This is a genomic window from Anabaena sp. AL09 (assembly GCF_001672255.1).
Lineage (GTDB): Bacteria > Cyanobacteriota > Cyanobacteriia > Cyanobacteriales > Nostocaceae > Dolichospermum > Dolichospermum lemmermannii.
In genome coordinates this window covers 1-19964 of sequence record NZ_LJOQ01000050.1, presented here as the reverse complement: position 1 = coordinate 19964, position 19964 = coordinate 1, and the positions used below count along the sequence as shown (strand labels likewise).

The 19964-nt window shown below is 39.2% G+C and carries 22 protein-coding genes, 1 tRNA gene and 2 pseudogenes; 15 read left to right on the top strand and 10 right to left on the bottom strand.

Annotation, left to right across the window (positions count from 1 at the left end; translation table 11 throughout):
- Nucleotides 1–13: 13 nt before the first annotated feature.
- Both rlmB and AN490_RS10050 read left to right on the top strand, forming a co-directional pair.
- Nucleotides 14–967 carry a 23S rRNA (guanosine(2251)-2'-O)-methyltransferase RlmB gene (gene rlmB / locus AN490_RS10055; RefSeq protein ID WP_083881498.1) on the top strand — a complete coding sequence of 318 codons (954 nt, stop codon included), beginning with the start codon at nucleotides 14–16 and terminating at the stop codon, nucleotides 965–967.
- 120 nt (nucleotides 968–1087) lie between these two features.
- Nucleotides 1088–1390, top strand: coding sequence for a DUF1816 domain-containing protein (locus tag AN490_RS10050; RefSeq protein WP_015078722.1), 303 nt, complete (start codon nucleotides 1088–1090; stop codon nucleotides 1388–1390).
- Between the two features lie 66 nt (nucleotides 1391–1456).
- Here the strand turns inward: AN490_RS10050 and AN490_RS10045 are convergent, their stop codons facing one another.
- Entirely contained in the window at nucleotides 1457–2281 is an 825-nt protein-coding gene (locus tag AN490_RS10045; RefSeq protein ID WP_300002572.1) for an alpha/beta hydrolase, read from the bottom strand.
- Between the two features lie 217 nt (nucleotides 2282–2498).
- Nucleotides 2499–3245, bottom strand: a complete 747-nt coding sequence (locus AN490_RS10040; protein WP_300002569.1) for a DsbA family protein — start codon at nucleotides 3243–3245, stop codon at nucleotides 2499–2501.
- Between the two features lie 187 nt (nucleotides 3246–3432).
- On the opposite strand from AN490_RS10040, the gene AN490_RS10035 reads away from it, so the two are divergent.
- From AN490_RS10035 to AN490_RS10020, 4 genes are all read left to right on the top strand, one after another.
- Entirely contained in the window at nucleotides 3433–3753 is a 321-nt protein-coding gene (locus AN490_RS10035; RefSeq protein ID WP_300002566.1) for a multidrug efflux SMR transporter, read from the top strand.
- A 91-nt stretch (nucleotides 3754–3844) separates the two neighbouring features.
- Nucleotides 3845–4615 carry a pentapeptide repeat-containing protein gene (locus AN490_RS10030; protein WP_271823670.1) on the top strand — a complete coding sequence of 257 codons (771 nt, stop codon included), beginning with the start codon at nucleotides 3845–3847 and terminating at the stop codon, nucleotides 4613–4615.
- A 124-nt stretch (nucleotides 4616–4739) separates the two neighbouring features.
- Nucleotides 4740–6431, top strand: a complete 1692-nt coding sequence (ilvD, locus tag AN490_RS10025; RefSeq protein WP_300002561.1) for a dihydroxy-acid dehydratase — start codon at nucleotides 4740–4742, stop codon at nucleotides 6429–6431.
- Nucleotides 6432–6497: 66 nt separating this feature from the next.
- A complete protein-coding gene (locus AN490_RS10020; protein WP_300002558.1) occupies nucleotides 6498–7130 on the top strand; it encodes a hypothetical protein in 633 nt (210 codons plus the stop codon).
- Here the strand turns inward: AN490_RS10020 and AN490_RS10015 are convergent.
- Nucleotides 7105–8268 carry an FAD-binding oxidoreductase gene (locus tag AN490_RS10015; protein ID WP_300002555.1) on the bottom strand — a complete coding sequence of 388 codons (1164 nt, stop codon included), beginning with the start codon at nucleotides 8266–8268 and terminating at the stop codon, nucleotides 7105–7107. The two genes, AN490_RS10020 and AN490_RS10015, sit on opposite strands and share 26 nt — an antisense overlap.
- A 46-nt stretch (nucleotides 8269–8314) precedes the next feature.
- Nucleotides 8315–8566, bottom strand: coding sequence for a hypothetical protein (locus AN490_RS10010; RefSeq protein ID WP_168652664.1), 252 nt, complete (start codon nucleotides 8564–8566; stop codon nucleotides 8315–8317).
- Between the two features lie 192 nt (nucleotides 8567–8758).
- Between AN490_RS10010 and AN490_RS10005 the strand changes: the two genes are divergently transcribed.
- Together AN490_RS10005 and AN490_RS10000 are read left to right on the top strand one after the other, a co-directional pair.
- Nucleotides 8759–8995: a hypothetical protein gene (locus AN490_RS10005; RefSeq protein WP_015078732.1), complete on the top strand. Its 237-nt coding sequence runs from the start codon at nucleotides 8759–8761 to the stop codon at nucleotides 8993–8995.
- A gap of 359 nt (nucleotides 8996–9354) precedes the next feature.
- Nucleotides 9355–9427 (top strand) — tRNA-Ile (locus AN490_RS10000).
- 16 nt (nucleotides 9428–9443) lie between these two features.
- Here the strand turns inward: AN490_RS10000 and AN490_RS09995 are convergent.
- From AN490_RS09995 to AN490_RS09985, 3 genes and pseudogenes are all read right to left on the bottom strand, one after another.
- On the bottom strand, nucleotides 9444–10214 hold the full coding sequence (locus AN490_RS09995; protein WP_300002550.1) for an RNA methyltransferase: 771 nt from the start codon (nucleotides 10212–10214) through the stop codon (nucleotides 9444–9446).
- A 393-nt stretch (nucleotides 10215–10607) separates the two neighbouring features.
- Nucleotides 10608–10726 (bottom strand): annotated as a pseudogene (locus tag AN490_RS09990) (DUF4277 domain-containing protein); the annotation flags it as partial.
- Nucleotides 10727–10820: 94 nt separating this feature from the next.
- Nucleotides 10821–11306: pseudogene (locus tag AN490_RS09985) on the bottom strand (protein kinase); the annotation flags it as partial.
- 98 nt (nucleotides 11307–11404) lie between these two features.
- On the opposite strand from AN490_RS09985, the gene AN490_RS09980 reads away from it, so the two are divergent.
- The 4 genes from AN490_RS09980 (at nucleotide 11405) to AN490_RS09965 (ending at nucleotide 15055) form a co-directional block, all read left to right on the top strand.
- Nucleotides 11405–11593, top strand: a complete 189-nt coding sequence (locus AN490_RS09980; protein WP_300002685.1) for a hypothetical protein — start codon at nucleotides 11405–11407, stop codon at nucleotides 11591–11593.
- Between the two features lie 33 nt (nucleotides 11594–11626).
- Nucleotides 11627–12799, top strand: coding sequence for a molybdopterin-synthase adenylyltransferase MoeB (gene moeB, locus AN490_RS09975; protein ID WP_300002547.1), 1173 nt, complete (start codon nucleotides 11627–11629; stop codon nucleotides 12797–12799).
- A 511-nt stretch (nucleotides 12800–13310) separates the two neighbouring features.
- The gene (locus AN490_RS09970) at nucleotides 13311–14027 is read left to right on the top strand and encodes a response regulator transcription factor (protein WP_168634538.1); all 717 of its coding nucleotides are present in this window, start codon (nucleotides 13311–13313) and stop codon (nucleotides 14025–14027) included.
- 152 nt (nucleotides 14028–14179) lie between these two features.
- Complete coding sequence (locus tag AN490_RS09965; RefSeq protein ID WP_271837749.1) at nucleotides 14180–15055, top strand: endonuclease/exonuclease/phosphatase family protein; 876 nt, start codon at nucleotides 14180–14182, stop codon at nucleotides 15053–15055.
- A 10-nt stretch (nucleotides 15056–15065) separates the two neighbouring features.
- On the opposite strand, the gene AN490_RS09960 is transcribed toward AN490_RS09965, so the two are convergent.
- Nucleotides 15066–15362: a hypothetical protein gene (locus AN490_RS09960; RefSeq protein WP_168634540.1), complete on the bottom strand. Its 297-nt coding sequence runs from the start codon at nucleotides 15360–15362 to the stop codon at nucleotides 15066–15068.
- 161 nt (nucleotides 15363–15523) lie between these two features.
- Entirely contained in the window at nucleotides 15524–16561 is a 1038-nt protein-coding gene (gene pdxA, locus AN490_RS09955) for a 4-hydroxythreonine-4-phosphate dehydrogenase PdxA (RefSeq protein ID WP_300002540.1), read from the bottom strand.
- Between the two features lie 374 nt (nucleotides 16562–16935).
- On the opposite strand from pdxA, the gene AN490_RS09950 reads away from it, so the two are divergent.
- From AN490_RS09950 to AN490_RS09940, 3 genes are all read left to right on the top strand, one after another.
- A complete protein-coding gene (locus AN490_RS09950; protein ID WP_015078782.1) occupies nucleotides 16936–17040 on the top strand; it encodes a PetM family cytochrome b6-f complex subunit 7 in 105 nt (34 codons plus the stop codon).
- A 281-nt stretch (nucleotides 17041–17321) separates the two neighbouring features.
- Nucleotides 17322–18323: an SDR family oxidoreductase gene (locus AN490_RS09945; RefSeq protein WP_300002535.1), complete on the top strand. Its 1002-nt coding sequence runs from the start codon at nucleotides 17322–17324 to the stop codon at nucleotides 18321–18323.
- Nucleotides 18324–18406: 83 nt separating this feature from the next.
- Nucleotides 18407–19324: an NAD(+) kinase gene (locus tag AN490_RS09940; RefSeq protein WP_300002532.1), complete on the top strand. Its 918-nt coding sequence runs from the start codon at nucleotides 18407–18409 to the stop codon at nucleotides 19322–19324.
- Nucleotides 19325–19335: 11 nt separating this feature from the next.
- Here the strand turns inward: AN490_RS09940 and AN490_RS09935 are convergent.
- Nucleotides 19336–19964, bottom strand: a 629-nt coding sequence (locus AN490_RS09935; RefSeq protein ID WP_300002529.1) for a sensor histidine kinase, incomplete at its 5' end; no start/stop codon positions are given.

The following is a 19964-nucleotide window of genomic DNA, read 5'->3' as shown; positions in this document are numbered from 1 at the left end:
ACAATCTTCAGAAGTGAGAGTAGACAGAGAAAGTAAGTCATTTTCCGTGAAACCCCGCACATCTCGCTACGGTTCTGAACAATCTTCAGAAATCGCATTACCAACAGGCGGTAAATCCTTCACTGCTAGATATCGTCCTTCTTCCCAATTTTCCGAGCAATCCTCAGAAATCACACCCACAGAAGAAACTGATCTAATCTATGGTCGTCATCCAGTTTTGACTGCCTTGGAAAATGAACACAGTATCAACCGTCTTTGGATTACTACTCGTCTCCGTTATGATCCCAGATTTCATCATTTGATTTTGCAAGCCAAAGATAATGGCGCAGTTATTGATGAAGTTGAACCAATGCGGTTAGACCAAATTACTGGTCGGGCAAATCACCAAGGAATAGCGGCTCAAATTGCTCCTTATTCTTATATTGAACTAGAGGATCTGATTAGCAACGCTAAAGCTGTGACTGATCCTGTAATTGTAGTTGCTGATGGTATTACTGATCCCCACAATTTAGGGGCAATTATTCGGACAGCAGAAGCGATTGGCGCTCACGGTTTGGTGATTCCTCAAAGAAGGGCAGCGGGAATTACTTCTACGGTGATGAAAGTCGCAGCAGGGGCATTAGAAACCTTTCCTGTATCTAGAGTTGTCAACCTTGGTCGCGCTTTAGAACAGTTAAAAGAAGAAGGCTTTTGGATTTATGGAACTGCGGTTACAGGTAGCGAACCATTACAAAGTGTTAAGTTTAGTGGACCTGTGGTTTTAGTCGTGGGTGGTGAAGGCGAAGGTCTGGGGATGTTGACACAACGTTCTTGTGATGTTTTGGTGTCCATTCCCTTACAGGGCAAGACTCCTAGCCTCAATGCTTCGGTGGCAACTGGTATGGCACTTTACGAAATTTATCGCCAAAAATCTCAAAATACACTGTATCTTGATAAACTACAGACAATTGCTTTGAAAAAACAATAGTACAGTTACTGATTTCGTAGACAAATATCCACGAAATCAGTGACTATAAACAATGTAAAAGACAATAAATCCCACCTATTTTCACACATCCAGTCACACGTTTATAAATCGGCGAAAACCATGAAAACGATTTGGCATAACTTCCAAGAGGGGTTGATTAATACATTCAATGGACTCGGCCTTGCTTGGTGGGTAGAAATTGTCACACAAAATCCCAGTTGTACATACTACTTTGGTCCATTTTTCAGTTCTGTGGAAGCTACTAAAGCCAGCAATGGCTATATAGAAGATTTGGAAATTGAAGGAGCGCAGGGAATTATAGTGAATATCAAACGCTGTAAACCTACTGTTTTAACAATTGCTGAAGATTTGGGGGAATGGATTGACCGTAAAGTAAAGCCTGTCTTTAGCGGTCAAATCTAGTCTAATCAACAATTCCAGAGGCTGTTATCGTTCCTGGGCTAATCCTGGGAACGAACTATGGCTAATTTAAACTTTGATTATTTGGGGGTTGGTTACTAACCAACTATCAATGTCTCCTAATAACTGTTGGGGTATTTCCCAAGGAAAGAGGTGGGCTGTGTTGGGGTAACATTGCCATTGAGAGTTTTTTATGTGTCGGGCTGTTTCTAAACTGGCATCAGCGGTAATGTGGCGGTCTTGTTCACCAGCAAGCACTAGGCTAGGACATTGGATTTGCCAAAGGTTGGGGGTGCAATTATAACCTGCTCTCATGGCACTGTAGAGGGCGTTTGTAGCTGCTGATGAGGTTTGTAAGTAGGCTGGTAGGGCATCCCTAGCTATGTAATTGTATGCTGTGGATGTGTGTTGTTGAATTAAGTAGCGAAAGAGCGATCGCTTGCCGAAAGTATCAATATTCCATTGCCAACTGGGTTTTATATAGTTCAATATACCAGTAATGCCTGTATAAATATTGTCTTGCCAAGAAATCCGGGGATGATTGCCCCAAGGTCTAGCGGCAGTGGCTACTAAAATTAAGCCTGTCACCCGTTGCGGTAGGCGCATGGCCAGTTCCATGGCTAAAATGCCTCCTAGCGACCATCCCAATAATAAACATTTTTCTATTTTTAATTGGTCTAATAGGGCTTCTAGGTCGTCTAAATGGTCTTGCATCTCAAATTTGCCCTGAAACCGACTTTTGCCATATCCACGCAAATCTGGGGCAATGGTTTGGTAGCGTTTTGATAGATGATTGGTAAAGATAGAGAGGCTACGTCCCGAACCAGGATGACCATGTAAACCAAGGATGGGAAATCCTTGACCTTGGATGTAGAAGTTAAGTGGTACAACCATAAATCCTGATTGTAAGTTCTATTTTTCGATATAACCCCTTCTTCAATAAAATAGGAATTGAGAAGCGAAAAGTTATCCTCATCACTTCTCATAAGACTACTCCTTACACTTATTGCAATTAGAACAGTTAACCAATACGTGCCACCTCTATCTAAAGGTGCAGATTTATTGGCAACAACCATAAAACTGGTATAGATTATTGCTTAACCATCAGATTTTATTGTTTACCTTGCAACATTTCTTCCACTTCTGTGAGTTTTACCGGTCCAGCAAAATTTGGACTGGTCATAATAAAAGATGGTGTGCCACCCAATCCTAATTGTTGGGCTAATAATAGGTCTTTTTGGATGGATTTATTAGCTAATTTGCGATCATTGCCAAATTTTGTGAGGTTTAAATTGAGCTTTTTAGCAGTGTCTAAATATAAAGTCTCACCCAATTGTTTTTGGTTGGTAAACAAGGCATCATGATATTCCCAAAACTTACCTTGTTGATATGCTGCCCAAGCTACTGTAGCTGCGGGTAATGCTTGATCATGAATTTGATAAAGGGGAAAATGCTTATAAACTAAGGTGAATTTATTTGGATATTTTGCCAATAAATCTTTGAGTGTTTGATGGGCTTCGGCACAATAAGGACATTCAAAATCTGAAAATTCTATCAATACTGTTTTTGATTTGGTTGCACCAATTGTGGGAGAATCACCAATTACAGATTGAGGATTTGTTTGAAAATCATTGATAAATTTCTGTCGTGATTGTTGTAGTTTCTCTTGCTGTTGCTGCTGGTATATTTCTACAGATTTAATAATGATTTCGGGATTTTTGCGGATAATTTCTAAAACTTGTTGTTCTAGTTGGGGGTTGATTTTGGTATCAGCTTGGACAGGAAGTGACCAGGTTAATATCAAGCTGATCAAGCTAACAATTGCTAAATTTCGGAAATGAGTCAAAATTTTGAACATTTTTTTTCAAGGTATAGCACTAGCAATGTGATTTTATCAAGTAGCGGATAAAACAGCAATTATTTCAAGTTTCTGAAATAATGCCTTTAGTTAATATACATTTTTTAAATTAAAGTTTACATAGAATTTAATTCTGGACAAAATTTATCAGTAAATATTCCCATCAAACAGGAGTGAGATCACAGTTATGCTAATTAGTTGGCTTTATCTGATAGCAGCAATTATTTTTGAAGTTTCTGGTACAACTTGTATGAAACTGTCAGAAGAATTTACCAAAATTATCCCATCAGTTTTTATTTTTGTATTTTATGGACTTTGCTTAACGTTTTTAACTCTTTCTCTCAGGACAATTCCGGTGAGTATAGTTTATTCTATTTGGGCAGGTTTTGGTACTCTGATAATTGCTACGATTAGCGTGATTTGGTTTCATGAGTCTTTTACGCTGGTAAAAATTATCTCTATGTCTTTTATAATTATCGGTATTATTGGTTTAAATTTGGCTGAGTAAAGGGCAGAGGCAGGGGGAAATAATTACTAACAACCACTGACAACTGACAACTAACAACAACTAGAAACTTGAGTGAATACAAAAATAAATTATGAACAGTAAAATTTTGGCAACATCTGTATTTTTACTCACAGTCAGCTTATCAGGTGCAGTTCAAGCTGCAAGTTATGAGGATATTAGGCAGTTATTGGCAAATAAACAATGTCCAAAATGTCTTCTTGGTAATGCTGGGTTAGTAATGGCTGATTTAGCTGGGGCAAATTTAAACGGTGCAAATCTTGCGGGTGCGAATTTAAGTCGGGCAAATTTGGCTGGTGCGGATTTGCGAGGTGCGAATTTAAGCGGTGCGAGTTTATTTGGCGTGAATTTAAGTGAGGCTAAACTTAGTGGTGCAAATTTAAGCGGTGCTGATTTAAGAGATACTTATTTAATGAATGCTGAATTGAAAGGTGCGAATATTACAGGTACAAATTTTCAAGGTGCGGTAGGAATACCTTCGCAAATTGCTAAATCAGAAGATTTTTATGCTTGGGGTGTAGCAGCAGCAGAAAAGGGGAATCTTAAACCAGCTATTGATTATTTTAGCCAAGCGATCGCACTTAAACCAGACTATGCTGGGGCATATTTAGCCCGTGGTGTCGCTAGTTACCAAAGTTTAGATAGAAAAAACGCTTTAGAAGATGCCCAAAAAGCAATAGAACTATTTGAAAAAGAAAAGAATAGTGAAGGAACACAAACAGCCAAAGCATTTATTTTAGAATTAAAAACCCCTTACACAGAAACAGTGAATACAGGTAAACCTAGCTTTATGGATTTTGCGGGTAGTCTAGGTTCAGTCTTATTACAATTTTTGCCCTTCTAATACCCAGTTCATTAATCTATCATTATCTGCGGTGAATGATTATGAAAATCTTGTTCTATGCAGCTTCGTCTTAACTTAGGATACTAACTAAGAAGCAATAATGGCACAGAAGGGAAAAAGATAAATGTCAGAAAATCTTAGAAGTAAAGCTATCACACAAGGGGTACAAAGATCGCCTAATCGCGCCATGCTTAGGGCTGTAGGTTTTGAAGATGCAGATTTTAACAAAGCCATTGTCGGTGTAGCCAATGCCTATAGCACCATTACCCCTTGTAACATGGGGATAAACGAACTGGCACAAAGGGCGCAAACCGCGATTAAAACCGCTGGTGCAATGCCCCAAGTTTTCGGGACAATTACCATTAGTGACGGCATTTCCATGGGAACAGAAGGGATGAAATACTCCCTCGTTTCACGGGAAGTTATCGCTGATTCCATAGAAACAGTCTGTACTGGGCAAAGTATGGACGGTGTATTAGCAATTGGTGGCTGTGACAAAAATATGCCAGGGGCAATGTTAGCCATGGCGCGGATGAATATCCCTGCTATCTTTGTTTACGGTGGTACAATCAAACCCGGACACTATGAGGGTAAAGATCTAACCGTTGTCAGTTCCTTTGAAGCCGTTGGTCAATACAGTGCTGGTAAAATTGACGAAAATGAACTGTTAGCAGTTGAACGCGGTGCTTGCCCCGGTGCGGGTTCATGTGGAGGGATGTTTACAGCCAATACCATGTCTTCAGCTTTTGAAGCCATGGGCATGAGTTTACCCTACTCCTCCACCATGGCTGCTGAAGATCCAGAAAAAGCCGACAGCACCGAAAAATCAGCCGTTGTCCTCGTTGAAGCTATACGAAAACAAATATTACCTCGGCAAATCATCACCCGCAAATCCATAGAAAACGCCATTTCCGTGATTATGGCTGTGGGTGGTTCTACCAATGCAGTATTACATTTTCTAGCGATCGCCCGCGCTGCTGGTGTTGAACTAATTTTAGACGACTTTGAAACCATTCGCGGTCGTGTTCCCGTCATCTGTGATTTAAAACCCAGTGGTAGATATGTAGCCACCGACCTACACAAAGCCGGCGGTATTCCCCAAGTCATGAAAATGCTATTAGCCCATGGCTTGCTGCATGGTGATTGTATCACCATTTCCGGGCAAACAGTCGCCGAAGTCTTAGCAGATATCCCCGCAGAACCACGGACGGACCAAGACGTAATTCGTCCTTGGCATAACCCCATGTATGCCCAAGGACACTTAGCCATTCTCAAAGGCAACCTGGCCATAGAAGGGTCAGTAGCCAAAATTACCGGAGTCAAAAAGCCTGTAATTACAGGACCCGCGAGAGTATTTGAATCGGAAGAATCCTGTTTAGAGGCAATTCTCGCCAAAAAAATCCAAGCTGGGGATGTTATCGTTATCCGCTACGAAGGACCAAAAGGCGGACCCGGTATGAGAGAAATGTTAGCCCCCACCTCCGCTATTATTGGGGCTGGTTTAGGTGACTCTGTAGGCTTAATTACCGACGGACGCTTCTCCGGTGGTACTTACGGCATGGTAGTCGGTCACGTTGCCCCAGAAGCGGCTGTAGGTGGTAACATCGCCTTAGTAGTAGAAGGTGATAGCATTACCATAGATGCCAATGCCCGGTTGTTGCAACTGAATGTATCAGCAGCAGAATTAGCTACTCGTCGCGCAAGTTGGCAACCACTTCCACCCAGATATACGAAAGGGGTACTGGCAAAATATGCCAAACTTGTAGCTTCCAGTAGTGTGGGTGCAGTAACAGATTTGGACTTATTTGCTAATTAGTAATTATATGAGATCCCCAACTTCTTTGAGAAGTCGGGGATCTGAAATTTAGTATATTTGAAGATTATGCAGCTAAATTCAAACTTATCAGCAACAGTTACTCAACGTTGGCAAATATTGAAAAATGGTATTAATCAAAATTTAGATTCTTTCACTCAATCTATACAACAACAAGCGACAAAAACAACTGATAATACTAAAGATTATTTAGAAAATAATTGGCACAATGTCGAGAAAATTACTAATAATACATCAGGAGTAATTCAAAAAACTATTAATACATCTGTGCATGATTTTTTATCACAATATCCCTGGTTTTTCCAAGTATTAGAAATATTCACATGGGGAATAAATCACCCTGTCAGGGGTGGAATAATTTTATTATTTACAATTGCAGTGATTTGGAGTATCATTAAAGCAATTGTTAGAATCATAGAAACTGCCAGTTGGTCAATTTTAAAAATTCCTTTTATATTACTACAAAAATTATTAAAATCTCTTTGGATAACATTTCCTAAAGTGGGAATTTTCGGCATTGGGAAAATTCAAAGTAAACAGCAAAGGTTAGCTGAAATTTCCCAGCGTTTAGAAGTTATTCACAACGAACAAAAAGCACTATTACAAGAAGCTGCTAAACTCATGAAATCAGATCCAGAAAATATGATGACTAATTCTAACGGTCAGGAGACATCTGTTTAATTATCTCATCTTTTTGACCAGATACAAAATTAGCAAACCGGACAGCTAAAGGTGGTACAAAGAGAAAAGGACTACTAAAACCGGAAAATATATGTAGTCCTGAAAATTCAGAAATAGCACCAATTAAAGGCAATTTATCCTGAGTAAATGCCACTAAACAATGATGCCATGTTCCTGGTAAATTTCCTAAACTTGGTAATATGTTCGTAATACTTTCTCGTAACCATTGTTCACTTGCTGTTGAGTTAATTTCCGCTTGCGGATTTGTTAAAACCCGGCTAATTTGAGCTATGCGTAAACTCCCGTCCAGAAATTGCACCACACCAGCATCTAAAATTGGTGATACTATTTCATGATTCGGGTTATCCCATAATTCATCAATTTGAGTAGATTCTGCTTCTTGTTGAAATCTTTGCAAATTTGCGGGTGATACTAAGCTATGTAATTGAATATCTGTAGATGGTATTTCAATGATTTCTGCATGAGAAAAATATATTTTCGCAGCAATACCCATTGATTTTAGTAGTTTACGAGTAATTCCCCCAGCACAAATCACAACATTATCACTCTGAAAAGTATTAGTATTTGTTTTCACACCTGTACATTTTTTCGTAGAAGTAGTTACTAATTCTCTAAATTCCCCAAATTGGATTTCTCCTCCTAAATTTACCATTGCTTGAATGTAAGCTTGAGTAATTTTTTCTGGGTGAACATGACCATGTTTAACAGTTAATGCACCAGATATAGCTTCGGGGTTTAAAAAAGGTTCTAATTCACAAGCTTCTTGAATACTAATTAAATGCGGAAGAATAACAACATCTTGATAAGATTTAGCCATTGTTTCGGGATTAATATCTACAGGAATAGTCATTAATAAATCTAATTCCCGAAATTGAGTATCTGCATTTAATTCTTCTGATAATATCCGATGACGGGTTAACCCTTCTGTAGATAATTGTTTTGTAATTGCTGTTGTTGCTGACCAAAAACTAATGCCACCATAACTATAACGGGTAGCATTTTGGGGTGTTTGGTATTGTTCCAACAAAAGTACAGAAAATCCAATTTTTGTTAATTCATAAGCAAGTGCAGCCCCAGTAATTCCCGCACCAATAATAATCCAGTCGTAAGTTTTCATAATTTAGTAAAAATGTATATTGCACATGAATTATTAAATGTTTTATTCATTTTAATGAAAGCAAGAATTCTTTTGTCAGAAATTCATCAGCAATTTTTCCATCAGTGGGTAAGTATATACAAACTTGAATATCTAACTCTTTTAAAAACTTGCACATCAATGGTCCAACATCTTGCCATTGTAAATTACCAAGTCCACAACCTAAAGCCGACATTGCCAAAGATTTTATACCTTGTTGTTTATAATTATCCTGAATCCATTTTAACACCAATCCACTTATCTCAGAGTAGTTACTCAACTACGTAGAAGTTTTGCTTCTATACTAGGACTTAAGTAACTGAGCTTTACGCTTACCTGGAAAGGGTGTAAAGTCTATTTATAATTCCTAGTGTTGATGACTCAGCAGCTTACAATTAAATAGACTGAAATTATAAATATCATAACTGCTTGACAACGCTTTCAATTAAACTATTTCAGAGTATTTAAAACGATGAATATGCAAGAACAACCTAACGGTGCAGATAATAAACGCGCTGACAAGACAGAAATCGCTCTGCATCTAGATTCTGAATTAATAGAGCAAATTCAACATCTCACTAATGACCCCAGTAAAGTGATTGAAGTGGCTATCCGTCAATGGTTACGCGGTGATTTCACCAGAGATGATGAGTTAACACGTACACCCCTACGCACACCCGTTCCCCCTCGTGGTGAATGGAATGATTAAAATCATCCGACAAGTGTCAACAAATAATAAGAAATGTAAAATTTAATGCCTTGAATGCCATAAAGGTCAAAAATCCACAGTTTAAAAATGGGAAAGCTGTAAAAGTTTATGCCAGAATTCAAGTAGCGTTAGTTTGACACTCTCCGTGTCTTTAGACACGGGGAGTGTCAATAAACAGAATTACCAGAAATATTCGCCGAACACTAGATTTGATGATTTGAACTTTTAGTGAAATTAGTGGTTTTGTTGATAATTGTTTACAGGTTGCCAAATTATGGTAGAATAGTGTACTGTTGTTGAAGTGAAGTTATAAATCAATGACTAAACTAAAACTACAGGGTTAAAATCCAAGTAAATAAGCGCCTTTGGCCGATTGGGGAGGCAACGAACTCATAATTCGTCTTCAGGCTGGTTCGATTCCAGCAGGGCGCACTTTGCAAAATCCTAACTATAATAAATCACGGTTTTCAGGTTTTTGCCTGTTAATTGCCCATTCTATCTGTCGTAAAATCCCCCTTAACATTCTCACTTCCGCAGTTTGTGGATAAGCACGATTATACAGGTAGCGGAATTTTTCCATGCGACTAGCTGCGGTATGAGGATAAAGATAACCAATGGACAGCAATAAAGATTCCAATTGTTGATAGTATGCTTCCATCGCATCTAACGGGGCAATTTCTGAAACAGGTATATTCTCTTCTATAAATAAGTCTGTAGACTGTGACAATTCATAACAACAAATAGAAACCGCAGTAGCTAAATTCAAAGATGGATATTCTGGATTAGTGGGAATAAAAACTAATTTGTGGGCATAATTTAATTCTTCATTAGTTAATCCCCTATCTTCCCTGCCAAAAATTAAAGCTACAGGCTTTTCTGCTGCTGCTAATAACCAGGGTAAAGCGGTGCGAGGGGTTTCTAGAGGAATTTCTCCACTGTAGTCCCGTCCCATGGTTGCAATGGCACGGACACAGCCCTGTAATGCTGCTGGTAATGTATCTACTATGATCGCAGATTCTAAAATGTCTTTGCCACGAACTGCCATTTTTATAGCATCAGAGGATGTGCGATCGCATTGAGGATTGACTAATATTAATTTAGATAAGCCAAAATTTTTCATAACTCTGGCCACTGAACCTATATTCAATGGTCCGGCTGGTTCTACTAATACGATAATTACGTTATTGCAACTGGGTTGTATATTAAAACTTTCTATCATACTTATTTACTTTTACTGGCTCTAATCATCATAATTCAACATTTAATGCATTCATTATCTATATGCAAAACTAGTGGTTTAAGTAAAAAAATATGGTTCTACCGTTCCCCTTGTGATCAAACATCCTTTTGATATATCCAAAACCATTGGTATACATGGGTTTGATATAAATTAATGAGCGATAGCGAAGCGCTCCGTAGGAATCGCTATTTTTGAGGAATATTAAAGCCTCAAACCTAATCATGATAGTGGTTTACGCCAATTCAAGAGGGAATTATAGATTCGGCAACTAACATAACAAATAGTATTTTTGACAAGAATTAGGTAGGAATTGCAATATCCTACAATGTTCATCCGTTAAGTTAAGAATCCTATCCACTACTTGTGTGATTATTTTATTCCTTCTCCTATTAAATGTTCTATGGGTTTATCTTGAAAAAATCAGGGAATAAATATAATGATATTGATACAAAACCTAGTCCATTCAGAATGATTGCTTTGACTACTTCGCCTGTATTTACAAAAGAAGAGAACAGGGAGCAGGGGACAGGGAAAATTACCTGTTGATAGTTGGGACAAGCCTTTGGAATTAACCGTAAAAACCCCAATTTCTTTAACTGCACCAAAATCAATTAAAACAATTTTGCCATCTTGACGACGACGCATAATATTTGATGGTTTAATATCTCGATGAATAATATTTTTTTGATGAACAACTGCTAAAATTTCTAGAATTTCTTGAAGTAGTTCAATCGTCTGTTTCTCACTCAACTTTTTACCAGGAATAATCTCTCTATTCAGATCATGTCCATCTACAAATTCTTGCACAAGATAAAATTCCCCCTTTTCTTGAAAATGTGCAGCGAGTGAAGGAATTTGATCATGTTTACCCAGATTATGTAAAACCTTGGCTTCCTCTTCAAACAATCTTTGTATAATTGCTGATGCAGCAGGGTCAGGATTTCTTTTTAAGTGCTTAACTACACAATAAGGATTTCCTGGTAAAGCAGTATCTTCAGCTAAGTGAGTATCACCAAACCCACCTTCACCAAGTTCCTTGATAATTTTGTATCTACTCAGGAGTGTAGTCATCTGATTGCAATAAAAGAGATTTGACTAAAATTAAATGTATCATTAAAATTAAATGTATCATAAGACTCAATTCTGCTGATACCAAAATAGAGTTAAAGGTGAAGATATGCGATCGCTATCGCTATCTGTCAGAATGGGATAGAATATATGCTTGGACAGAATACTCTTATGTGATATTATCCCTACAAAATACTCAAGCTGGTAAACTGCAAAGCTGGACTCTTGATGACAACCACCAGTTTCCAGCCGAGACAATTAAACTGATAAAATTAGCAAATTTAAGTTAACATTAATACTCCGCGCTGATTCCTACAACTGCTATGCTAAATCCCAATCTGGATGAAATCCAGTTGACAAAAGACGACTACGAACGCTATTCCCGCCACTTAATTTTGCCAGAAGTGGGTATGGAAGGGCAAAAACGCCTAAAAGCCGCCAGTGTACTCTGTATCGGTACAGGTGGACTAGGTTCACCATTACTGTTATATCTTGCAGCAGCAGGTATAGGCAGAATTGGTATTGTTGATTTTGATGTTGTGGACACCTCTAACCTGCAACGTCAAGTTATTCACGGGACATCCTGGGTAGGTAAACCCAAAATCGAATCAGCAAAAAACCGGATTCATGAAATTAACCCCCATTGTCAGGTTGATTTGTATGAAACTCGTTTAAGTTCCGAAAACGCCCTGGATATTATTCGTCCTTACGATATCGTAGTTGATGGCACTGATAACTTCCCAACGCGGTATTTAGTCAACGATGCTTGCGTATTGTTAGATAAACCCAACGTCTACGGTTCTATCTTCCGATTTGAAGGACAAGCAACCGTCTTTAACTATGAAGGTGGACCCAACTATCGTGACTTATATCCCGAACCACCACCACCAGGAATGGTTCCTTCCTGTGCAGAAGGTGGAGTTCTGGGAATTTTACCGGGAATGATTGGGATTATTCAAGCCACAGAAACAGTGAAAATTATTCTGGGGAATGGTACTACCCTGAGTGGTAGACTAGTGCTTTACAACGCCTTGGATATGAAATTCCGGGAGTTGAAACTGCGTCCTAATCCTATCCGTCCAGTTATTGATAAGTTGATAGATTACGAACAATTCTGTGGGATTCCCCAAGCCCAAGCCGAAGAAGCGAAACAACAAATGGAAATTCAAGAAATGACTGTGAAGGAATTGAAGGCGTTATTAGATAGTGGTGCAAAGGACTTTGTGCTGCTAGATGTGCGTAATCCTCATGAGTACCAAATTGCTAAAATTCCTGGTTCTGTGTTAGTCCCTTTACCAGATATTGAAAATGGTGATGGTGTGGCTAAGGTGAAGGACTTACTCAATGGACACCGTTTAATTGCTCATTGTAAACTGGGTGGACGTTCGGCGAAAGCCTTGGCTATCCTCAAGGAAGCGGGAATTACTGGCACAAATGTTAAAGGGGGAATTAATGCTTGGAGTCAAGAAGTAGACGCTTCTGTTCCTCAGTATTAATAATTTTGGGCGGGATTGTTGATAATGTTTGGGAAAAACCTCTAACTATCCCCAATCTGATCTCAACAACAAGATACCCGATTTCTTGGATGATTCGGGTATCTTTTTATAGTTAATACATGGAAATATAATTTGATTTATGTATCTAATTTATACAAAAAAATCTTTAAAAAATACCAAAATTGTCTATTACTTATACTTCTTTTAAAAAGTAAGATGTCTAAAGTTTGCATAAACTTCATGGAGAATTTAGCTATAGCAGTTTCCAGGTAGGTGAGGTTAATTAACAGAATTGAGGGTTCTTTTTAGGAACTACGGTCAGAAACGGTAAGTTCTACCGAGATTGCCGTGATGAAGCAGGAAGTAAACACTAAGGTTATCGCTGTCCAGATGTGTCTAGACTTTGGTAATTTTGGGTAAGTTTTATAGAACGGTAAATTTACTTTCAAAAATACTACTTTTGCAGCATCTATCATCACAGCAAATTGCCAAAACAATCATAAATTCCATTATGGATACGCTTTCCACAAATAATTCCAAGATTCTGATTGTAGATGACGATTCTAGTGTCCGTAACCTGATTCAGCGTTTTTTGAGTCGGAAATATCAAATAGAATCAGCAGCAGATGGTAAAACGGCTCTTGTCTTATTTGAGCAATTTAATCCCGCTTTAGTGATTCTCGACTGGAATTTACCAGATGCAAATGGCTATAAACTTTGCCAAGAAATGCAAAGTCGTACCAATGTGTTAGTCATGATGCTTACCAGTCGCAATGATGAAGCTGATAAAATTAAAGTCTTAGCTGCTGGTGCTGATGATTTTTTAACCAAACCATTTAGTCTAGCTGAGGTAGAAGTTAGGGTAGAAGCCCTATTAAGACGTGTTCGCTATATCCAGTCCAGTGTGTCACAACGCCTCACTTTCAATCAGTTAGCTATTAACTCAGAAGCGCGAGAGGTAACACTCAATAATAAAGCTTTAGCTTTAACTGCTTTGGAGTTTAATATCTTACATTTTCTAGCTACCCACCCTGGACAAGCATGGAGTCGTACCCAACTGATCCAAAAGATTTGGGGTTGTGATTATGTGGGAGATGGACGGGTTGTTGATGTGCATATTGGCCAACTTAGGAAGAAAATGGAAGTTGATTCTAGTATGCCGGAGTATATTAAAACGGTACGGGGTTATGGTTATAAGTTTGATCCACCAGACAACACCGCAAGTTAAATTTTGAAAAAAGGGTTGTTGGATAACTGAACAATTTAGTCAAATCTACTAATTAGTTCGGTCATGATATTGAGGCTTGATTAGATGATTAAGGTGATTAATTGGTAGATATTGGAGCTAAAGTCAGTCAGGGAATTGTATCTACTTAGGGCTTGGATAAAATCTTTAGTTTTTCTCTTTTACAGGATATTCTCAGAGTATTTCTCATCTTCTCTGGTTTTGTCCAAACTATCAGTTTAAAAATATCTATGCAAATTACTGTGATGACTTTTAATCTCCGCTATGACAAACCAGATCCTGGGGTGCGTCAGTGGAAAAAGCGTGTAGGGGCGATTGCTTCTTTAATTCAACACTACAAACCGGATTTACTGGGTACACAGGAGGGTAAATCTGATCAACTGGCAGATTTACAAGCACTCTTACCGGAATATAACATTATTGGGGGCGATCGCACTGGTACAGGAAGCGGTGAACATTGTGCAATTTTTTATAATCCCCAATCCTTTAAACTTCAAGAAACACAAGATTTTTACCTCAGTGATACTCCAGAAATTCCTGGTAGTATTACTTGGGGAACTCGTTTACCACGGATGGCCACTTGGGCTAATTTTGAAGTTAGTCATCTTGGTTTTTCCTTGACTATATTAAATACCCATTTAGATCACGAAAATGCCAAATCTAGGGAGTTAAGTGCAGTCCTAATTAGTCAACGTTTGGCTGAGTTTCCACCGGAAAACTACTTACTGCTAACGGGAGATTTTAACGCCAATCCTCGTACTCCAGAACGGCAAATTTTCCTATCCCCTCTAAGAAATGGTAAAAAATTACAAGATCCTTTAGCTACTCTTCCTCTAGAAAAACAGAAAACTTTTCACGATTTTACGGGTAAAGCCTGGGATGCTATTGATACTATATATTGCGATAGCTGCGCTTTTCAGACAGAACAAGTTATTATTGACCGTGAACAGTGGGAAGGGGTATGGCCTTCTGACCATTTTCCAGTGATTGTGAAATTAACAGTTTTCTAATTTGCATAATTCAAGCTGACTTCACGGTTACGGCTAACTGCAATCCTAAAGCATCAAGTACATTAGTCAAAGAATAAAATTCAATTTCTCCTTTTTCAGCAAGAATTTGGGCAAATCTATCGTAGGATTGCTGTACTGCTACGGAAAAATTATCAATTCCACCCTGAGCCTCAATCACATTTTTGAGTGCTTTATTTAACATAATAGGATCACCTTCTTCTATAACTACCTCAATATAAGCTGCGGCTTCTAGAGGATCTTGTAAGTATTTAATTAGTTTGGCGTGATAACTTGTACTTCTAGGCATTGTTTCGACTCCGATAATCTTCCCAATATTCTTTTGTCATAACCTACACCCCATAACCTACACCCCATAACCTACACCCCATAACCTACACCCCATAACCTACACTGACAATTACTTTAGCGACAAATGTCGGTATTTATAAATATATCAGAGCCTAAGCTCTATACTTTTTGCTTGACCAACTCCACCGCTAACCGTATGGCTGCTTTCATACTTGTTGCGTCAGCAATACCCTTACCCGCAATATCGAACGCCGTTCCATGATCTGGTGAAGTCCGCACAAATGGTAAACCAATGGTAGTATTTACAGCCCGATCAAAAGCCATCAACTTCACCGGAATTAAACCTTGGTCGTGATAAAGTGCTAAGTAAGCATCAGCAGGATTTTTGATCACAGAATTACCATACCAAGCAATACCCGGTTTTACCCACATTGTATCTGGGGGAATGGGTCCTTCTAGCTGTAAATGCGGGCGTTTTTGGCGTTCTGATTCCAACCAGGGAATTAACCAATCTATTTCCTCTGTTCCCAGTTGTCCCATTTCTCCACTGTGGGGATTTAACCCAGCGATCGCAATTCTGCCATGTTTAATCCCAAAATCATTTGCTAAACACTCCACCAATAAATCTAATTTCTTTGTCAACAACTGCGGTGTTAAAGTCGCAGCTACTTGAGATAAAGGAATATGGGTGGTAGCAAGTAGAGCGCGGAGTGTCCAACCGGTAAAAGGCGATCGCCCCACAAACAACATCCCAAACCGCTCAACACCAGCCTTTTCGGCTAAAAGTTCCGTTTGTCCCGGATAGTTGTAACCAGCGGCTTTCCAAGCAGATTTAGCGATAGGTCCGGTGACAATTCCATCAAACTCACCTGCCAAAGTTTGAGATATGGCATATTCCATATAAGCAAAACTCGCTGCACCACTAGCTGCATTTCCCACACCTGTGATAATTTCACCAGCAATAGGGACATCAACTATAGACAAATCAACCGGATTAGCCAAAGCTAGAGAATTATCAATATTTTTACTGATATTTTCATAACTTTTTGTTAATAAAGTTCTATTCCCTACCACCATCACATCACAATTTTGAGTAACTTCAGGATCTGCCAAAGCCTTCAAAATCACCTCAGAACCAATACCTGCCGGATCTCCCAGGGTCAGCACCAACCGTGTCCGTTTATCTTCATTAGTCATTATATTGTAGGGGCGGGGAAACCCAGCCCATCTCCGTCTATTGCCAATTATCATCCCTAAATTGGTTTAGAATTATTTATAGAGGTCTAATACTAATAATTCTGACAATACCTTGTCCATTTTTTGTAGGTCGGGTTAAGCGACAGCGCAACCCGACGCATTTGTTGGGTTATGGCTTCGCCACACTTCGTGAACGTACCTCAACCCAACCTACAAATCAAGACTTTTTTCGATTTGGACAAGGTATTGTTCTGATAGACCTAGTTTAACTGAATCCTGAAAGTTGAAAATGAGATTTGAGTCTTCAAATCAAATTCAGCAGTCTGAAAAACAGGAAACATAAATCAACAATCCACAAAGGAGCATTACAGCAAATGGGCGGCGAAATGTTAAATGCAGCGATGCTATCTTTCGGTCTAATCTTCGTAGGTTGGGCAATTGGCGCTTTGTTACTCAAAATTCAAGGCGCAGAAGAATAGAACGGAAGTAGGGGGAGTAGGGGGAGTAGGGGGAGTAGGGGGAGTAGGGGGAGTAGGGGGAGTAGGGGAAGTAGGGGAAGTAGGGGAAGTAGAGGAAGAATCATCCTGACTCCTGACTCCTGACTCCTGACTCCTGACTCCTGACTCCTGACTCCTGACTCCTGACTCCTGACTCCTGACTCCTGACTCCTATCTTTTATTAAAAAGATGTAAAGTTTTATTTAGATAACTAAATTCTGTTAAGATTCTTTTCATAAACATTAAGATATATAACCAACCCCATGACATTATTAATAGTTGGTGCAACTGGCACTTTGGGAAGACAAGTGGCTCGTCGCGCAATTGATGAAGGGTATAAAGTCCGCTGTCTGGTTCGGAGTCCTAAAAAAGCTGCTTTTCTCAAAGAATGGGGTGCAGAACTGGTACGGGGAAACTTGTGTAATTCACAAACCCTGACAGAAGCATTAACAGGTGTAACTGCAGTTATTGATGCTGCTACATCTCGCGCCACAGATTCACTAACTATTAAAGAAGTGGATTGGGATGGCAAAGTAGCATTAATTCAAGCCGCTAAAGCTGCTGGTGTAGAAAGATTTATCTTCTTTTCAATTTTAGATGCTGATAAATACCCCAATGTACCGCTGATGGAAATTAAGCGATGTACAGAAGCATATTTAGCAGAATCAGGTTTAAACTACACAGTTTTACGTTTAGCTGGATTTATGCAAGGGTTAATTGGTCAGTACGGCATACCTATTTTAGAAAAACAACCAGTATGGGTAACAGGAACATCCTCACCTATTGGCTACATGGATACGCAGGATATTGCTAAATTCGCGGTGCGGGCTTTGACTGTGACAGAAACAGAAAAGCAAGCTTTCCCAGTCGTGGGAACTCGTGCTTGGAGTGCTGAGGAAATTATTAATCTTTGTGAACGCTTATCTGATAGAGACGCAAAAGTTACACGAATGCCTATCAGTTTATTACGGGCTGTCCAAAATTTACTGCGCTGCTTTCAATGGGGATGGAATGTTGCTGATAGATTAGCTTTTACAGAAGTTTTAGCTGGTGGTAAAGCTCTAAACTCAGAAAATATGGACGAAGTATATACTGTTTTTGGTTTAGACAAACAAGAAACTACCACCTTAGAAGCATATCTACAAGAATACTTCAGTCGGATTATGAATAAGCTGAAACAGTTAGATTACGAAAAAGCCAAAAGTAAAAAGCTTAAAAGTAAAAAGACTCCCTTTAAACAATCCTCCAAAGCCAATAGTCAATAAATGTCAGCCGAATGGTGACATTAGGCAAAAATGTGTAACTATTAGATACAGAAAAATCATCCCTTAAACTTGGATATTTGAGTGTGCCGAAAGCAGGCATTATCTACAACGATGTTAAGCCGATAGCGAGTAGTGTCGCTATCGAACTAAAAGACAAGCTCACCGCTGCTGGTTGGGATGTATACATCACAGCGAGTATCGGTGGGATATTGGGCTATTCTCAACCAGATAGTCCAGTCTTGCACACCCCCATTGAAGGTCTTACGCCCCCTGGCTTTGACTCAGACATGAAATTTGCACTGGTGTTAGGGGGGGATGGAACTGTGTTAGCAGCATCACGCCTAGTCGCCCCCTGTGGTATCCCCATGCTGACGGTAAATACTGGTCACATGGGATTTTTGACTGAAGCTTATCTTAACCAATTGCCCCAAGCCTTAGAACAGTGTATGGCGGGTGCATATCAGGTTGAAGATAGAGCTATGCTCACCGTTAAAGTTATGCGGGGAGATACGGTAAAGTGGGAAGCCCTCTGTTTAAATGAAATGGTGCTACATCGAGAACCTTTAACTTGTATGTGCCATTTTGAAATCGCAGTGGGGCGACATTCACCTGTGGATATTGCGGCTGATGGAATTATTGTTTCTACCCCAACGGGTTCTACAGCTTATTCTTTAAGCGCAGGGGGTCCAGTAATTACTCCCGGTGTCCCTGTATTGCAGTTAGTCCCAATTTGTCCCCATTCTCTGGCTTCTAGGGCTTTGGTGTTTCCTGATAGTGAACCAGTTAATATCTATCCTGTTAATATTCCCCGGTTGGTAATGGTGGTGGATGGTAATGGTGGATGTTATGTTTTACCGGAAGATCGGGTATATTTAGAGCGATCGCCCTATAGTGCCCGGTTTATTCGTCTCCAGTCACCGGAATTTTTCCGTGTTCTGCGGGAAAAACTCGGTTGGGGTTTACCACATATTGCTAAACCCAATTCTGTGGAATTGCCTTAGTTGTCACTTGTTCAGTTAGGTAAATGCCAACTTAGTGTAACTCGCACTTCTCCATTGGGTAAAACTGATATTTCCCATACACCATCTAGAAGTTCGTTGGCTATAGTATCCATGATTTTAGTACCATAGCCGCCTTTTTTGGGTCTATAAGTAGATGCTAAAATAGCTCCATCATTTGCTATTACTAAAGTACATTTATCTCCCTGTTGCTCTAAACTAACAAATACTTGGGTAGCCGTACCGTGAGGTGGTTGAGCGTGTTGGATCACGTTATTCAATGCTTCACGGAAAAAGCGGTAAATTTCTTCTCTGTGTTCAATCCAAATACTGTTGAATTGTGGTTCTTGAAGCGGCTGAATTTCTGTGATTACTTGTAGAGTTAATTTTCCAGAATTCACTAATTCTTCTAATGTGGTTTTTATGCCTATATCTAACCCTTTTTGAAGTATGGGAGTTACTGCCATTTTTTCAGTTAAATCTCGAATATTGCTTAATTTATTTCTAATTTCCTGCCCTAAAGCTGTCAACTTATCTAAAATTAAATCTATATGTGAACTACCCACACTGACCTGACGGTACAGTGTGGGCTTCCTGCCCAACAGAAAGCACAGTAGTAGACTTCTTTCGTCCTCTATTACTG